The 16,764-nt window shown below is 43.8% G+C and carries 14 protein-coding genes and 1 CRISPR repeat array; of the genes, 8 read left to right on the top strand and 6 right to left on the bottom strand.

What is annotated here, in order from left to right:
* Window positions 1-135 precede the first annotated feature (135 nt).
* The 6 genes from cas1 to LZT22_RS08365 all read left to right on the top strand — a co-directional run bounded on the left by cas1 (window position 136) and on the right by LZT22_RS08365 (window position 7,109).
* On the top strand, window positions 136-951 hold the full coding sequence (gene cas1, locus LZT22_RS08390; RefSeq protein WP_233924653.1) for a type II CRISPR-associated endonuclease Cas1: 816 nt from the start codon (window positions 136-138) through the stop codon (window positions 949-951).
* Window positions 952-953: 2 nt separating this feature from the next.
* Complete coding sequence (gene cas2 / locus LZT22_RS08385; protein WP_255700935.1) at window positions 954-1,280, top strand: CRISPR-associated endonuclease Cas2; 327 nt, start codon at window positions 954-956, stop codon at window positions 1,278-1,280.
* A 67-nt stretch (window positions 1,281-1,347) separates the two neighbouring features.
* A CRISPR array of direct repeats spans window positions 1,348-2,710; the repeat unit is 36 nt; unit sequence AGTTTAGTCGATTGGGATATGTACTCTGACCGGAAC.
* Between the two features lie 284 nt (window positions 2,711-2,994).
* Window positions 2,995-3,186 (top strand): NAD(P)(+) transhydrogenase (Re/Si-specific) subunit beta, encoded by a 192-nt coding sequence (locus tag LZT22_RS08380; protein ID WP_370635207.1) that lies wholly within the window; start codon window positions 2,995-2,997, stop codon window positions 3,184-3,186.
* 129 nt (window positions 3,187-3,315) lie between these two features.
* Window positions 3,316-4,449: a TRAP transporter substrate-binding protein gene (locus LZT22_RS08375; protein WP_233924651.1), complete on the top strand. Its 1,134-nt coding sequence runs from the start codon at window positions 3,316-3,318 to the stop codon at window positions 4,447-4,449.
* A gap of 115 nt (window positions 4,450-4,564) precedes the next feature.
* Window positions 4,565-5,233 (top strand): TRAP transporter small permease subunit, encoded by a 669-nt coding sequence (locus tag LZT22_RS08370; RefSeq protein ID WP_233924650.1) that lies wholly within the window; start codon window positions 4,565-4,567, stop codon window positions 5,231-5,233.
* The gene (locus LZT22_RS08365; protein ID WP_233924649.1) at window positions 5,226-7,109 is read left to right on the top strand and encodes a TRAP transporter large permease subunit; all 1,884 of its coding nucleotides are present in this window, start codon (window positions 5,226-5,228) and stop codon (window positions 7,107-7,109) included. The genes LZT22_RS08370 and LZT22_RS08365 overlap by 8 nt, the downstream gene beginning before the upstream one ends.
* 60 nt (window positions 7,110-7,169) lie before the next feature.
* Here LZT22_RS08365 and LZT22_RS08360 read toward each other — a convergent pair whose 3' ends face one another.
* Genes LZT22_RS08360 through LZT22_RS08350 form a run of 3 tightly spaced genes read right to left on the bottom strand, consistent with a single transcriptional unit; the run spans window position 7,170 to window position 9,548 of the window.
* Window positions 7,170-8,090 carry a 2-dehydropantoate 2-reductase gene (locus LZT22_RS08360; RefSeq protein ID WP_233924648.1) on the bottom strand — a complete coding sequence of 307 codons (921 nt, stop codon included), beginning with the start codon at window positions 8,088-8,090 and terminating at the stop codon, window positions 7,170-7,172.
* A gap of 21 nt (window positions 8,091-8,111) precedes the next feature.
* On the bottom strand, window positions 8,112-8,672 hold the full coding sequence (locus tag LZT22_RS08355; protein WP_233924646.1) for a hypothetical protein: 561 nt from the start codon (window positions 8,670-8,672) through the stop codon (window positions 8,112-8,114).
* A 12-nt stretch (window positions 8,673-8,684) separates the two neighbouring features.
* A complete protein-coding gene (locus LZT22_RS08350; RefSeq protein WP_233924644.1) occupies window positions 8,685-9,548 on the bottom strand; it encodes a phytanoyl-CoA dioxygenase family protein in 864 nt (287 codons plus the stop codon).
* Between the two features lie 204 nt (window positions 9,549-9,752).
* On the opposite strand from LZT22_RS08350, the gene LZT22_RS08345 reads away from it, so the two are divergent.
* Window positions 9,753-11,093, top strand: coding sequence for an NAD(P)H-dependent oxidoreductase (locus LZT22_RS08345; RefSeq protein ID WP_233924642.1), 1,341 nt, complete (start codon window positions 9,753-9,755; stop codon window positions 11,091-11,093).
* A 20-nt stretch (window positions 11,094-11,113) separates the two neighbouring features.
* Here the strand turns inward: LZT22_RS08345 and LZT22_RS08340 are convergent, their stop codons facing one another.
* A complete protein-coding gene (locus LZT22_RS08340; protein ID WP_233924641.1) occupies window positions 11,114-11,575 on the bottom strand; it encodes an Lrp/AsnC family transcriptional regulator in 462 nt (153 codons plus the stop codon).
* Window positions 11,576-11,679: 104 nt separating this feature from the next.
* Here LZT22_RS08340 and aceE point away from each other — a divergent pair, with 104 nt between their 5' ends.
* Window positions 11,680-14,325 carry a pyruvate dehydrogenase (acetyl-transferring), homodimeric type gene (gene aceE / locus LZT22_RS08335; RefSeq protein WP_233924640.1) on the top strand — a complete coding sequence of 882 codons (2,646 nt, stop codon included), beginning with the start codon at window positions 11,680-11,682 and terminating at the stop codon, window positions 14,323-14,325.
* Window positions 14,326-14,339: 14 nt separating this feature from the next.
* Here the strand turns inward: aceE and LZT22_RS08330 are convergent, their stop codons facing one another.
* Together LZT22_RS08330 and groL are read right to left on the bottom strand one after the other, a co-directional pair.
* Window positions 14,340-14,993 carry a DsbA family oxidoreductase gene (locus LZT22_RS08330; RefSeq protein WP_233924639.1) on the bottom strand — a complete coding sequence of 218 codons (654 nt, stop codon included), beginning with the start codon at window positions 14,991-14,993 and terminating at the stop codon, window positions 14,340-14,342.
* A gap of 115 nt (window positions 14,994-15,108) precedes the next feature.
* Window positions 15,109-16,764 carry a chaperonin GroEL gene (gene groL / locus LZT22_RS08325; RefSeq protein WP_233924638.1) on the bottom strand — a complete coding sequence of 552 codons (1,656 nt, stop codon included), beginning with the start codon at window positions 16,762-16,764 and terminating at the stop codon, window positions 15,109-15,111.

The following is a 16,764-nucleotide window of genomic DNA, read 5'->3' as shown; positions in this document are numbered from 1 at the left end:
GACTGGATGTGGACATACAATCATGAAAGACCGAATATGGGCTTAGGGGGAATTACACCTAAGCAAAAACTAGCACTTGCAGTACCAGCCTCTACTTTTAGCTTATGTTAAAAATGGGGGGATTACCGCATTCCTTTGGATGATATTGGTGCTGTTATTGCAAATGCACATGGTCTTAGCTATACAAATAACTTACTAGTTTCCTTAGCTGAACGAGGTATTCCATTTGTATTGTGTGGTTCAAATCATAATGCCACTGGAATGCTCATATCAGTTGACGGAAACCATCAACAAGCAAAAAGATTCGATGCACAAATCAACGCCAATAAACCAACTAAAAATCGGCTTTGGGCGGATATTATTAAAGCAAAATTAGCTTGGCAGGCTGCCGTGTTAGAGCGTACTGGGGCTTCTTCTACCCCATTAAAATCACTAATTGAAAAAGTAAAGTCTGGTGACCTTGAGAATATTGAAGCACAGGGTGCAAGACGGTACTGGACTCTACTATTTGGTAAAACCTTTAGGCGGGATAAGGAAGCTTTTGACATCAATGCTATGTTGAATTATGGATATACGATACTAAGGGCAACGACTGCACGTGCTGTAGTTGCTGCAGGTTTACATCCTACGCTAGGGCTACATCATAGTAATGAAGGCAATCCAATGCGGTTAGTGGATGATTTAATGGAGCCATTTAGACCAGTCATAGATTTTAAAGTTTGGGTACTCAGCAAAAAAGGTGAGCTTGCTATCAATGCTGGCTTAAAGCGAGAAATTGTAACGACAATGTTTGTTGATATTCAAACGAAGGATGGTACCTCTCCACTATCAGTTTGCGTCCAAAGTACCGCTACATCACTTGCTCAAATATATTTAGGTGAAAGTAAGAAACTTAATCTACCCACTTTATTCCCGCCCAATAGCGAATTTATGGGCGAATATGAGCCCTAACCATGCTATCAAGCTATCGAATAATGTGGATTTTTGTCATGTTTGACTTACCTGTAGTCCAAAAGGATGAGCGCAAAGCTGCTTCAGACTTTAGAAATACTTTACTTGATAATGGCTTTGAAATGGCTCAATTTTCGGTTTATATGCGCTTTTGCTCTAGCAATACACAGGTTGACGCACTAGCCAAAAGAGTTGAATCCTTTCTGCCAGAGGGTGGCAAAGTAAGTGTTTTACAATTTACTGATAAGCAATATGAAAGGATTATTTCCTTTAAAGGTAAGTCTAAATTGCCTAAAAATAAGTCACCAGACCAGTATGATTTGTTCTAAAAAAGTAATATTTTTTGTCAAAAAAAAGACGATAAACCTTTTATATACAATAAGTTATCGCATTCCTAGTTTAGTCGATTGGGATATGTACTCTGACCGGAACTTTCGCTATAACCTTGATCTTCTGTAAAAAAGTTTAGTCGATTGGGATATGTACTCTGACCGGAACAACCTACTGTAATTTGACCAATAAATTGATTAGTTTAGTCGATTGGGATATGTACTCTGACCGGAACTCATAATGAAAGCGTAGTCCTCGGTAGGCGAGTTTAGTCGATTGGGATATGTACTCTGACCGGAACGTTAGAAGGCGGATCATGGCTGCACCTAGATAGTTTAGTCGATTGGGATATGTACTCTGACCGGAACAGGTGTTTGGCACCTACTGACGAGATCGTAAGTTTAGTCGATTGGGATATGTACTCTGACCGGAACTACAGTTAAGCATCAAAGCGGGAGCATAGAAGTTTAGTCGATTGGGATATGTACTCTGACCGGAACTCGTATGAAATTGAATCAATTAATTAAAACAGTTTAGTCGATTGGGATATGTACTCTGACCGGAACTTTGAAAATGCTGCACAAATTGAATTTTTAAAAGTTTAGTCGATTGGGATATGTACTCTGACCGGAACTAATATCCTCGTTAGGTTTTGTTACGATCTAGTTTAGTCGATTGGGATATGTACTCTGACCGGAACAATCTTCCGTTGTATACCTTGCCAGCAATCAGTTTAGTCGATTGGGATATGTACTCTGACCGGAACTGTCGAAGTCTTTGGCATTCTTGTCCACGAAAGTTTAGTCGATTGGGATATGTACTCTGACCGGAACATTGGCAGATTGGTTATGTTGGCGCTGTCTAGTTTAGTCGATTGGGATATGTACTCTGACCGGAACAAAAAGCAGCAACATATATCAATGAATTAGAGTTTAGTCGATTGGGATATGTACTCTGACCGGAACCCTATAATTAAAGAGGCGTTAAACCCTGCCAAGTTTAGTCGATTGGGATATGTACTCTGACCGGAACCGGAATAGCGCCAGCTTCTAATTGCTCAATAGTTTAGTCGATTGGGATATGTACTCTGACCGGAACATATGTTTGCTACGGCAGAGGGTAGAGTTAAGTTTAGTCGATTGGGATATGTACTCTGACCGGAACTCCATTCCACCTTGCCACCAGCAGCTTGAAAGTTTAGTCGATTGGGATATGTACTCTGACCGGAACAATATCTATGCTCCCGCTCTCATGCTTAACAGTTTAGTCGATTGGGATATGTACTCTGACCGGAACCCACGCTTGCATGAAAAGCAAAACGCTTTAAGTTTAGTCGATTGGGATATGTACTCTGACCGGAACACATAAAGTGATAAACCGAGACCATGTAGAGAGTTTAGTCGATTGGGATATGTACTCTTTACATAAATCAATATAGATTGGATAAGACTTTCAAAAAAATAGATATGCTCACTATGTTTAGATAGAACTTCACAAGGGGGGCGTTTCTAGAATGCGGTAATAGCAAAGCTGGGCGGAAAAATATACCCACCCTACGAGCAAATTAGAGTGCATAGGTTGCAGGAACAGATAGCCCAAATCGGGGGGTGGGGGTACGGTGGGTTCTGGCTTCTGGGAATTGGCATAGGGTAGCCCCCCACCGTCCAAATCCTGTCCAGATTCTGTCCAACTGAAGGTGGGAAATTCAGATAAATCTGCCATAATACGAACGTTCGCAGGAACATTTATTTAACAACGCAGGAATTAGATTTGTCCGTGAATCGCCCGCAAATGCCCGAAGGGCAACAGTCTGCTGACAACGAGCTCTTCTACATGGATAAAACCATGATGGTCTTCGGGGATGCCAAGAAGGTCGTTGAAGATATGGTCAAAGCGGTCGATTAGGGCTAATTAATCTGCTATTTAGCGCGTACTTGAGGGTTTTCCCGAGGGTTTTTAAGCCCCTAGAGGTCTTATACTGACTCTCTTGTAAGAAGATACAAGTTGTAAAAAAATAATATCTGGGAGAATTCCATGTCTGAAATTAAAAACCAAGTTCCACGTCGTAAATTCTTAAAAGGTGCTGCTGCTGGCTCCGTTGGCGCAGCTGCTCTCGGATTCCCAATGATTTCGAAAGCGCAACAAACTATTACTTTGCGCTTTCAGTCAACCTGGCCTACGAAAGATATCTTTCATGAATATGCCAACGACTACGCTGCCAAAGTCAATGCGATGTCGGGCGGTCGCCTCAAAATTGAAGTGTTGCCAGCTGGCTCAGTTGTTAAAGCCTTTGATCTACTTGATGCGGTTTCAAGTGGAACATTAGATGGCGGTCATGGTGTGTTGGCTTATTGGTACGGTAAAAGTGCTGCGTTGGCATTATGGGGTTCAGGCCCAGCTTTCGGTATGGATGCCAATACCGTTTTGTCATGGAACCAATATGGTGGTGGCCAACAACTGTTAAACGAAATTTATTCTGGCTTGAAATTGGATGTCGTGTCATTCCCTTATGGCCCAATGCCAACTCAGCCACTTGGTTGGTTTAAAAAGCCAATTGCTAAAACAGAAGATATGAAGGGCTTAAAGTACCGTACTGTTGGCCTCTCAATTGAAATCTTTACCGATATGGGCGCGTCAGTTCAGGCCCTGCCTGGTGGCGATATTATTCCCGCGATGGATCGTGGTCTCTTAGATGCTGCTGAATTTAATAACGCCTCTTCCGATCGCTTGCTAGGCTTCCCAGATGTTTCTAAGATCAATATGCTGCAAAGCTTTCACCAAAGTTCAGAGCAATTTGAAATCATCTTTAACAAGAAGAAATACGATTCATTAGCGCCTGATTTGCGTTCAATTCTCTCAATCGCCACCCAAGCTGCTTCAGCCGATATGTCTTGGAAAGCAATCGATCGTTACTCAAAAGACTTTGTTGAGTTGCAAACCAAAGATAAGGTGAAGTTTTATGCAACACCGAAATCCATTTTGGTAGCTCAGTTAAATGCTTGGGACAAAATTATTGCCAAAAAAGCAGCTGAAAATGCCATGTTTAAGAAAGTGCTTGATTCACAAAAAGCCTTTGCTCAACGTGCAGTGCGTTGGCAACTCTTGACGGATGTTGACTTCAAGATCGCCTACGATCATTATTTCAAAGACAGTCAACCTAAAGCCTAATGTTTATCAACTAAATGGTTCATGCTGATGCAAAACCGGACGGTTCACCGTCCGGTTTTTTTATAGTAATTTAAATAGTACTGTTATTTAGTCAAGTTTTATTGGGAGGTAATGAATGAATAAGCTCATGCTTAGAGTCGATGAGATCAGCACCTTTGTTGGCAAGGCGGCTGCGTGGCTCATCATTCTATTAATGCTGATGGTGTGTACCGATGTGGTTAGACGCTATGCGTTGAATTCTCCATCAGCATGGATTGGCGAACTGTCGGTCATGGCCTATGGCACGCTCTTTATGATGTGCGGGGCCTATACATTGGCACAAAATGGGCACGTACGGGGCGACTTCCTCTATGGCTCAATGAAACCACGCACCCAAGCCACTCTTGACTTAATTCTGTACATTACCTTTTTCTTGCCGGGCATAACTGCATTGGTATATGCGGGCTACACCTATGCGGCTGAATCATGGCGCATAGGTGAACACACCACCCAAATCGCCAATGGGCCGCCCTTGTATCCTTTTAAAACCATTATTCCGATTGCTGGTGCTTTTGTACTCCTCCAAGGTTTTGTCGAAATTTTGCGCTGCATTGTTTGTATCAAAACAGGTGAATGGCCAGCACGCTTAAAAGATGCGGAAGAAATTGATGTAATTGAGCAACAACTTGCGGCCTCAACCCACGTTGATGAAGAGGCTCGTCAAATGGGTATGAAAAATGCTAAAGCAATTGATGAAGCGGCACATCACCGCATTGGCCAAACGAAGGAAATAAACCATGAGTGATCCAATACTTGGCCTAAGTATGTTAGGCCTGATTATCGTGGTGATTATGTTGGGATTCCCAACTGCTTTTACCTTAATGGGGCTTGGCATGATGTTTGGTTTTGCCGCCTTTTATGACCCATCACAAAGCTGGACAGCTAATAAGGTATTTACCCTGATGGTGCAAAGAACATTTGGGGGTATGACCAACGATGTCCTGCTGTCTATTCCCTTATTTGTTTTAATGGGCTATGTAATGGAGCGAGGGGCATTAGTTGACAAAATGTTCTATAGCATTCAGCTTGCCTTTCGTCGCGTACCTGCATCGCTTGCTGTCGCAACCTTAATTGTTTGTACATTTTGGGGTATTGCCAGCGGTCTAGTTGGTGCAGTTGTAGTACTAATGGGCGTGATCGCCATGAAACCTATGTTGAATGCGGGCTACGATACGCGCTTAGCAGCTGGTGTTATTACCGCTGGTGGTACCTTGGGTATTTTGATTCCACCTTCAGTAATGATTATTGTGTACGCAGCGGTCGCTGGTCAATCGGTGGTGAAACTGTATGCAGCTGCGATGGTGCCAGGTTTCTTTCTCGCATTTTTATATTTGGTTTACATCATTGGCTGGGCCTTAATAAATCCTAAAGTAGCACCTAAACTGCCCCCTGAAAAACAACAGGTACCTATTCCAGCGCCTATCCGTTTCTTGCGTGAGCAGTATTCACCCAATATGTTTTTGGCAACTTTTAAAGCGCTATTTGCACCGGCGAAGTTTTTCAACGCACCTGTTGATGCACGCCTCTCCTTTGGCAAAATTGTCCAAAATGTACTGGCAGTCTTAACTCCATTTATTCTTGCTGCAGTCACTTTATGGGGAGTATGGTGGTACGTCATCATTCATCAGCAAGCTGAACGTGATGCGCAAAATGTTCCCGTAGCTACTCAAGTCGCTAAAGTTGCTACTGCTGATAAAGCTGCACCTGTAGAAGAAGGTTTGGTTTCACTGGATGCAACCTCCAACAACGTTAAAACCAAAGAGCTTGAAGAGGTAGATGTGCCATTAGTAGCGCTAGATGCAGCGGCGGGTGATGCGCCCACTGCTGGGGCTGCCGAGCCTGAAGCGGCTGCTGGGCCGCCGGAAAACTTTGAACTGTATTTTGGGCTTAGCTCTGTTCTACTACTCTTGCTGCTGATTTACTACTACATCAAACTCGATGAAGATCAGTTTGAAATTTTGAAACTGCTGATCGAATCCGTCATGCCCTTGGGTATTCTCACTATTTTGGTTTTAGCTGTGATCTTGCTAGGCATTACCACCGCAACTGAATCGGCAGCAGTGGGTGCTTTTGGTGCTTTTATTCTGGCGTTTCAAGCGGGCACATTAAATTTTGATCGCACCAAGCAGGCGGTTTTTCTTACTGCTAAAACTACCTCAATGGTGTGTTGGCTGTTCGTTGGATCAGCTTTATTCTCTGCTGTATTCACGATTTTGGGTGGTCAATCGATCATTGAAAAATGGGTGCTCATGTTAGATCTGACGCCGATTCAGTTCATGCTGCTTTCGCAAGCAATTATTTTCTTCCTTGGCTGGCCTTTGGAGTGGACTGAGATCATTGTGATTTTTGTGCCGATCTTCTTGCCATTGTTAGCGCACTTCCAAATCGATCCTTTGTTATGGGGCACCTTGGTCTTTGTGAATTTGCAAGCCGCTTTCTTATCGCCACCGGTGGCGATGTCAGCCTTCTATCTTAAAGGGGTATCACCGCCAAGTGTCACTCTGAATCAAATTTTTGCGGGCATGATGCCGTATATGTTCATCGTCATTCTATGTATGTTCTTTATGTATATATGGCCTGGTATGACTCTCTGGTTGCCTAAGTTTCTTTATGGGGGCTAGAAAGCTCGATTAAGAATACTTTTTTTGATAAATAAAAAAGCGCCTCAAAAAGGCGCTTTTTTATTGCTGCGCTGACACCGCCATATGGGTATAGGCCATCTTCACCAATGGGCACGACACCTTAATGCTCATCCCTTTTTGAATCATTTGACCCAAAATATGTTCGTGTTCTGTTTTTTGCTTAGCGATTAGGTCGCGTAACATCGAGGCCGTAAATGGGGAGCCTACCTGGGTCAATAACTCGATAGCTTTTTTACGTGCTTGCTCTGCTATTGAAAATCCGTTTGCTTGCGCTATTGCGCAACATTCTGCATACATCTCTAACGACAACTCTTGTCCATACGGCGTAGCAACTATTTGCCCAACTGAGCCCTGACAAAGGGTTGTCATACCAGCTAAGCTAGCTAAGAAAACCCATTTATCCCACATTGCCTGCTCAATTTGCTCACTATAAAAGTGATCGAAATCGGCTTTTTCACATAGCGCAAAAAATGCTCTCGCTATCGCCTCTTGCTCGGGCGCCCGATGCCCAACCGTCAGAATATGTAAATCGCTTAATTGCTTTACCGCACCTACTTCCGTAATCATTGCGGCAATATGTGCCACGCCCCCCATGACACGGGCTCTTCCAAATTGCTGGTCCAAGGCATCGAGATGCGTAAGGCCGTTTAAAAAGGGTAAGAATAGGGCTTTTGGGCCAACTTTTTCAAGTTCATTTAAACAATTGGCTAAATCAAATGCTTTTGGCGCCAAAATAACCAGATCATAAATAGGCTCTAATTGATCTAAGGTAATCGATTTTGGATGAAGAACAAAACTGCCTCGTGGAGTTTCAATCGTTAAGCCATTGGCTTGAATATACTCATGGCGTTTAGGGCGTAATAGATATGTAATATCGGCGCCCACCTGAATCAGTTTTGCACCAAAGTAGCCGCCAATACCACCTGCCCCAACAATTAATATTTTCATTTTTTTACTCATTTGGCACGCTTAATCCGCAATCTAAGCGTTTTGCTTCAGTAGCTCACTATTTGTTTTACCTAAAGCCAAAGTAAATAGGTTTTGCCAATATTGAAATGCAACGACTTCTTTTTCATGAATTTCCAGCTCAAGAAATGCCGGATGGCGAATTAATGAAAACCAAATACGAACAAACATCTTATCTTCAATTCGCCCTGGCTTAGCAATGAATGTGATTTCCTCTAAATCCGGAATCATTTCATACACCCCTTCTTTGGTAAGCATTTCTGGCTTATCTCTGCTCATGCGCATTAATTCCAGCATCACTCGACCCAATTGGTCGTAATGACCATCCCAACACTCAATCTCAGACTCGGCCAATTTGCGCTGGCCCAAAGATTTCCTTGCGAAATTACTCCAGGCTTGGGCTAAATCAAACTCGGTCTTCACCTTCGCGTTCTGAATTGCACTCGGTAATGGCGCTACCTTCATCCGCTCTAATACTGTATCGCCCCCAAAACTGTAATCCACAATCAGCAGGGGTTTGGCCGTTTTTTCAAGTTTTAAGCGATAGTTTTGCGCTTGTTTTTCAGACTTATTCAACGATATCTTCCTTTAAGCAATAGTCTCAAGCGAAGTCTCTAAAGCGCTTGCTGGAACTCCATGCTCCCATGGCACATCAACTGGATAATCGGTTAACAAACAATCGTCCGGCAAACATACGATGGGCTCAAAATTACGATGGGCAATATATTCAGGACGTTTATGCCGACGAATATGATTCGACACCGCACATAAACTTAAATAGACGCTGACCCGATTCCATGGCGATAAATTACTTGTGGAAGCATGGACTAAACAACTGTGAAATAAAATCATTGAACCTGCAGGCCCAGTGGGACTAATAATGCCGCCGTTTTTGCCGCCTGCACGAGCTACTAATTGCGAAATTAAATCGTTGTCTACTGTCCATAATGGATAGCTGGTCGTAGTTAAATCATGTTTGGCAGCGATCACACCACGTTTATGACTTTCTGGAATAAACATCAGTGGGCCATTAAAGGCATTGACATCATCTAAAAAAATTGCCACGTTCATCGCCCGCGCGGTAGGCATCAAATCGTCGTTTAACCAAGTACCATAATCTTGGTGCCACTGCCAAACATCGCCATCGAAAGCCATCTTGCCGTTAATCTTAAATTGATGCATATATAACTGCTCGCCCAATAAATCTTCAATTGGTTGAATCATTCTGGGATGTTTTCCCAATTTAGCAAATGGCCTGCTAATTAGATGCGCGGCAAAATTGGTGCGCACCGATTCACTGTCTTTTTCACGGACGTTATAGGCTTCTTTTCGACTATAAAGTTCGGGGACGGCATCGGTCAGGGTTTTCACCTCACTAGGACTAAATAAGCTGGGAAAGAATAAATAACCTGCTTTATCAAATTGAGCTAGTTGTTCTGGAGATAGATGCATTTTGACCTCGTCGATTCTTTTTAACAATAGGTGAAAGTGTAATCAATTAATCAGTTAGAGGGTTAAAAGTCAGGCCTGTAATCAATCTTCATCAGGGAAAGCCCTAGGCTGACCAGACGCCCTATCTGAACTAAGGCTGCAATTGATAAACCTACGCTAACTAAAAAATGTGAAAATAGCAGCACTCTCACTGAAAGGTTTGCTATGTCCCTCATTCAACAACTCAAACAACGCGCGGCGGCAGGTAAGCCTGTACGAGTAGGCATTATTGGTGCGGGCAAATTTGGCTCGATGTATTTAGCCCAGGTACCAAGGACTCCCGGCATTCATTTATTAGGTATTGCCGACTTAGTGCCGCAACGGGCGCGAGATTCTTTAGCCCGTGTGGGTTGGAACGCCGAGCAATACAACGCGTCTTCTTTTGAGAATGCGTATCAAACTGGCAAAACATTCATTACTGATGATGCTGATGGCATGATCGCCAATCCGCAAATTGAAGTCATTATTGATGCCACTGGAAGTCCAGCAGCAGGCATTCACCACGCCTTGAAATGCTGCGAACATGGTAAAGACATCATCATGGTGAACGTAGAGGCTGATGTACTTGCAGGCCCCTACCTAGCTAAAAAAGCGGCTGATGCTGGCATTATTTATTCAATGGCATCTGGCGATCAACCATCCTTAATTGCTGAATTAGTTGATTGGGCCGAAACGATTGGTATGGATGTGGTGTGTGCAGGCAAAGGCACTAAATATTTACCGATCTATCACCAAGCCACTCCAGACACAGTATGGGGGCACTATGGATTTACCCCAGAGCAAGTTGGTAGCGGAGACTTTAATGCCCAAATGTTTAATTCATTTTTAGATGGCACCAAGTCTGCCCTTGAAATGGCTGCGGTATCGAATGCCTGTGGTTTGCGACCCCCAAAAAATGGCTTGTTATTTCCGCCCTGCGGGGTTGATGATCTGCCTACCATCTTACGGCCAGAGGCTGATGGCGGCATCTTGCCCTTTAAAGGCACAGTTGAAGTAGTTTCTTCTGTTGAGCGTGATGGTCGCCCTGTCTTTCGAGATTTACGTTGGGGCGTTTATATTGTTTTTGAAGCGCCGAACGAATATGTGCGTAACTGCTTCTTGCAATATGGCCTGAAAACTGATGCGAGCGGCTGGTATGCGGCAATGTATAAACCATATCATTTAATTGGTCTTGAGTTAGGCATCTCGGTTGCGAGCGTGGCCTTGCGCAAAGAAGCCACGGGTGCTACTACCGCCTTTAGCGGTGACGTCGTAGCCACGGCTAAACGTGACTTAAAGGCTGGAGAAATGCTCGATGGCGAAGGTGGTTTTACGGTTTACGGTAAATTAATGCCTGCCACTGATTCCTTGGCAATGGGTGGCTTACCCATTGGGTTAGCACACCGCCTGACACTCAAAAATGCTGTTGCTGCTGGCAAACCAGTATGCTGGAACGATGTCAATTTTGATATCAACAATGAAGCAATTCGAGTACGACGCGAGATGGAGTCCATGTTTAAAAAATGACTCGATAAATCAGTATTTTGTTACGGCAAAGGCAAAGCAGTTTTGTAAGAGACTTGCTTTAATGCAAAACTGGAGCGAATTTTTTCAATGCCGGCAATGGGAGTTAATTGCTCAAGAATAAATTTTTCTAAATCGCTAATATTGGATACAGCAACTCGAATTAAATAATCACAATCGCCGGTCATCAAATAGCACTCCATTACCGCATGTTGCTCGGCAATACACTGTTCAAATTCAGCGAGCGCAGTTTTTGACTGCTCTTTTAGGCTGATCGAAATAAATACATTTAAATCAAGTCCCAGGGCCTTGGGGTTAGCCAAGGCCACATAGCGCTGAATTACTTGGTTCGCCTCTAGCGCGCGCACTCGCAACAAACAAGGTGAAGGTGATAAATGCACGCGCTTAGCCAAGGCCACATTACTGAGTGAACTGTCTTTTTGCAGTTCTTGCAAAATTCTTAAATCAATGGCATCTAGTTGCATAAAATTCTATAAAAATGGTTTATTTAGCATTTTATGCTTAATTTAATGGTATTTGACCATAATTTGCAATCCTATTTCAGAGCACTTTTTGTATATTAATACCTATGCAAAACCCTCATGATATCGATCCAACCGAAACGGCCGAGTGGGCAGAAGCGTTTATTAATTCCATTACTGCTAATGGCGAGGAGCGGGGCAAGCATTTGCTTGATATGCTCATCCGCACCGCCCATCAACAGCAAATTGGCTGGTCCCCTGAATTAGTCACGCCTCTTGTGAATACGATTACGGTTGCTAAGCAAGGCGTGTTTCCTGGTGATCTGGCAATCGAAGAAAAAATAGCCTCCCTGATGCGGTGGAATGCACTGGCGATGGTCGCCAAAGCGAATACGGCTTATGGCGAACTTGGTGGTCACATTGCTAGCTACGCTAGTGCAGCCGATTTGTTTGAAGTAGGATTTAATCATTTTTATCATGGTCGTACTTCCGAGCACAAGGGTGATTTAGTATTTTTTCAACCCCATAGTGCGCCGGGTGTATATGCCCGCGCCTATCTTGAAGGTCGCTTAAATGAACAAGATCTAGCCTATTACCGCCAAGAAATTGCCGCCGCAGAAATCGGGGTGCAAGGGCTATCGAGTTATCCTCACCCGTGGCTCATGCCCGATTTTTGGCAATTTCCAACTGGCTCAATGGGCATTGGCCCCATTAGCTCAATTTACCAAGCCCGATTTATGCGTTACTTAAGTCACCGTAATTTACTCGACTGTTCGCAGCGCAGAGTATGGGGTGTTTTTGGTGACGGCGAAATGGATGAGCCTGAAAGCATGAGCGCCCTCACCTTGGCAGCACGGGAAAAATTAGATAATTTAACGTGGGTAGTGAACTGCAATCTACAACGCTTAGATGGCCCCGTTAGAAGTAATGGTCGCATTATTGATGAATTAGAAAAATTATTTCGTGGTGCCGGATGGAATGTCATTAAATTAGTGTGGGGCAGTGATTGGGATGGCTTATTTGCGCGTGATCATTCTGGTGCTTTGGTGCGCGCACTATCGAATACCGTTGATGGTCAAATGCAAACTTTTGCAGCTAAAGATGGGCGCTTTAATCGGGAAAATTTTTTCGGACAAAGCCCTGAGTTAGCAGAACTAGCTCAGGGTATGACAGATGAACAAATTGATCGATTAAAACGCGGTGGTCACGATATCGTCAAAATCTATGCTGCTTATGAGGCGGCAGTAAAGCATACAGGTCAACCCACGGTAATTCTGGCGCACACCAAAAAAGGCTATGGAATGGGTCATGCTGGTCAAGGAAAAATGACAACGCATAGTCAGAAAAAATTTGATGTGGAAGCGTTAATTGAATTTCGTAATCGCTTTAACTTACCACTCAGCGATGCCCAAGCAATGAATTTAGATTTTTATCGGCCAAGCGAGGATAGCAAAGAAATGCGGTATTTGCAGCAACGAAGGGCTGAGTTGGGTGGCTATTTACCTAAACGTGTTATCGACTGCGAACGCCTAGCGATTCCACCGCTTGAATCTTATGCCAGCTTTGCGATTACTCCTGACGATAAATCGATGTCAACTACCATGGTCTTTGTACGACTCTTAGGTAATTTACTAAAGACCCCAGCACTAGGTGCACGAATTGTGCCCATTGTGGCCGACGAAGCGCGAACGTTTGGTATGGCGAATCTATTTAAACAAGTGGGTATTTATTCTAGCGTTGGACAATGCTATGAACCAGAAGATATTGGTTCCGTATTAAGTTATCGCGAAGCGTTAAATGGCCAAATTTTAGAGGAAGGCATTAGTGAGGCGGGTGCTATTGCCAGCTGGACTGCAGCTGCTACTAGTTACGCTAATCATGGCTTTGCCATGCTACCTTTTTATATTTATTATTCTATTTTTGGTTTTCAGCGTGTTGGAGATGCTATTTGGGCAGCTGCCGATCAACGCGCACGCGGCTTCTTATTGGGTGGAACCTCAGGGCGCACTACTTTGGGTGGCGAAGGCTTACAGCATCAAGATGGCAGTAGTCATTTAGTGGCTGCTACCATTCCTAATTGCAAAGCCTATGACCCTGCCTTTGCTGGCGAATTAGCCGTGATCATTGATGCGGGGATGAGGGAAATGCTCACCGAACAGCAAGATGTGTTTTATTACATTACCCTCATGAATGAAAATTATGCCCAAACCAATTTGTTATCTGGTAAAGAAAAAGATATTCTAGCGGGTGCATACCTCTATCAACCAGCACCCCCTACGGCGAAAAAAAGAGTTACTCTATTGGGCTCTGGTGCCATCCTGCTCGAAGTAATCAAAGCTGCCGAAATATTAAAACGGGTAGATATTGAAGCTGATATATTTAGTATCACCAGTTGGAGTGAGCTGGCACGCAATGGTCACCAAAAATTGCAGGCCGCTTTTGCAGATGAGAATAAGGATATAGGAGTTGATGGCACCTCTGAATATGAAACTGCCTTTATTAGTTCGCTGTTATCGAATTCAGCTGGCCCGATCATTGCTGCAACCGATTATGTACGCGCAGTTCCAGAAAGTATTCGTGCCTACATCCCCAGCCAGCGCAACTACCTTACCTTAGGTACCGATGGGTTTGGCCGTAGCGATACTCGAGCAGCGCTACGAGACTACTTTCAAGTTGATGCTGCAAGTATCGCTAAAGCGGCACAATTTTGTCTTCATTCAAGCACAAGTGGCAAATTAAAGGCAGGCCTCTAAGAATGTGTTTAATTTTAAGCTTCCAGCAGTTGCTTAAAACTATTCAGCAATACTGCAGATGATTGCGCGCCTTCAATTAAGTGCTGATCATTTAAGATAAATGCAGGCACCCCATGAATTCCTAAGTTTTGAAAAGTCTGTTTTTGTGACTGAACTTCTTGGCTAAATTCATCGCTTTCTAATACTGCCTTAGCACGAGCTTGGTCTAATCCTGCGCGGCCAACTGCAGCAAGCACATTATCTACATCATCCATGCTGACTGCTAAACAAAAATAGGTATTTAATAATTCTTTTTTAAGCGCTGCTTGAGCAGGTAAACCACACTCTTTAGCTGCCCAATATAAAAGGCGGTGGGCGTTAAAAGTATTGTAAATTCTTTTCCTTCCGGCAGGATGAAAATCAAAACCAACTGCCGCAGCACGAGCGCGAATACGCGCTTGATTCACTTGCACTTGTTCTGGAGATAAGCCATACTTTTGCGTTAAGTGCTCTACTGCGTCTTGACCACCTGCTGGCATATGTGGATTTAGCTCAAATGGCTGAAAGTGAATTTCAAAGTCAGCCTCATCAGCCATTGCTTCAATGGCCTTATTAAGCTCGCCATAGCCAACTGCGCACCATGGACAAGCGACATCTGAAACAACATCAATTTTTATTTTTGGTTTCATTGTTTGAATCATTTTAATAATTGAATAATCATCAATATTACAGTCAAATTGAAAAACGCCTGATCTTTTGAACCAGGCGTTTTATTATTGCGGTTAAAGCTGAAAGGGACAGCAATTACATCATGCCGCCCATGCCGCCCATGCCGCCCATACCACCCATATCGCCACCTGGCATGCCGCCGCCAGACTCATCTTTAGGTGAATCACAAATTGCGCAATCGGTGGTTAACAAGAGAGCAGCAACTGAAGCAGCATTAACTAAGGCAGTTTTTGTTACCTTAGTTGGATCAATTACGCCCTGAGCAACTAAATCGCCATACTCGCCAGTAGCGGCGTTATAGCCATTATTGCCTTTGCTCGCCTCAACAGCATTGACTACTACGCTAGCTTCGTCACCGGCATTGGAAACAATTATGCGTAATGGCTCTTGCATAGCCCGCAAGACAATACTGATACCAGCATCTTGATCAGCGTTATCGCCTTTCAAACCTTTAATGCCTTGCATAGCGCGAATTAATGCTACGCCACCGCCAGGCACAATACCCTCTTCTACAGCTGCACGGGTTGCATGCAAGGCGTCGTCAACGCGGGCTTTCTTTTCTTTCATTTCTACTTCGGTAGCAGCACCAACACGAATTACTGCAACACCGCCAGCTAATTTAGCCACGCGCTCTTGCAATTTTTCACGATCGTAATCGCTGGTTGCTTCATCGATTTGCACACGAATATTTTTAACGCGAGCTTCGATGGCTTTGGAATCGCCTGCGCCATCAATAATGATGGTATTTTCTTTGCCAATTTCAACCCGCTTGGCTTGACCTAAATGCTCAAGTGTAGTTTTCTCTAAAGTTAAACCTACTTCTTCAGCAATTACTTGGCCACCAGTCAAAATGGCGATGTCTTCGAGCATGGCTTTGCGACGATCGCCAAAACCTGGCGCCTTCACAGCACAAGTCTTCAAAATACCACGAATGTTATTCACAACCAAAGTTGCCAAGGCTTCGCCTTCAACATCTTCAGCAATAATCATCAATGGACGACCCGACTTAGCTACTTGCTCGAGTACTGGGAGCAAATCACGAATGTTGCTGATTTTTTTATCAAACAACAGAATGTAAGGGGTTTCTAAAATCGCCACTTGTTTTTCTGGTTGATTGATGAAATAAGGCGAAAGGTAACCGCGGTCAAATTGCATACCCTCAACGACTTCTAATTCATCTTCGAGTGATTTGCCATCTTCAACAGTAATAACACCTTCTTTGCCCACTTTTTCCATTGCCTCAGCTATACGCTGACCAATGCTATGGTCACTATTAGCTGAAATAGAACCTACTTGTGCAATTTCCTTGGTAGTGGTGCAAGGCTTACTAATTTTTTTCAATTCAATTAAAGCGGCGCTAACTGCTTTATCAATGCCGCGCTTTAAATCCATTGGGTTATGGCCGGAAACTACATACTTCATGCCTTCACGCACAATCGATTGAGCTAAAACGGTTGCAGTGGTAGTGCCATCACCAGCGATATCCGCGGTTTTAGAAGCAACTTCTTTCACCATTTGTGCGCCCATATTTTGCAGCTTGTCTTTTAATTCGACTTCTTTCGCTACGGTTACGCCGTCTTTAGTGATGGTTGGACCACCAAATGAACGCTCAATAACTACGTTACGGCCTTTAGGGCCTAGCGTTACCTTTACTGCATTTGCGAGAATATTTACGCCTTCGACCATTTTGGTCCGCGCGCTATCGCCAAAAACTACGTCTTTTGCTGCCAT

This window comes from Polynucleobacter sp. IMCC 29146 (genome assembly GCF_021395195.1).
GTDB lineage: Bacteria > Pseudomonadota > Gammaproteobacteria > Burkholderiales > Burkholderiaceae > Polynucleobacter.
This window is presented reverse-complemented; position numbering and strand designations above follow the sequence as displayed.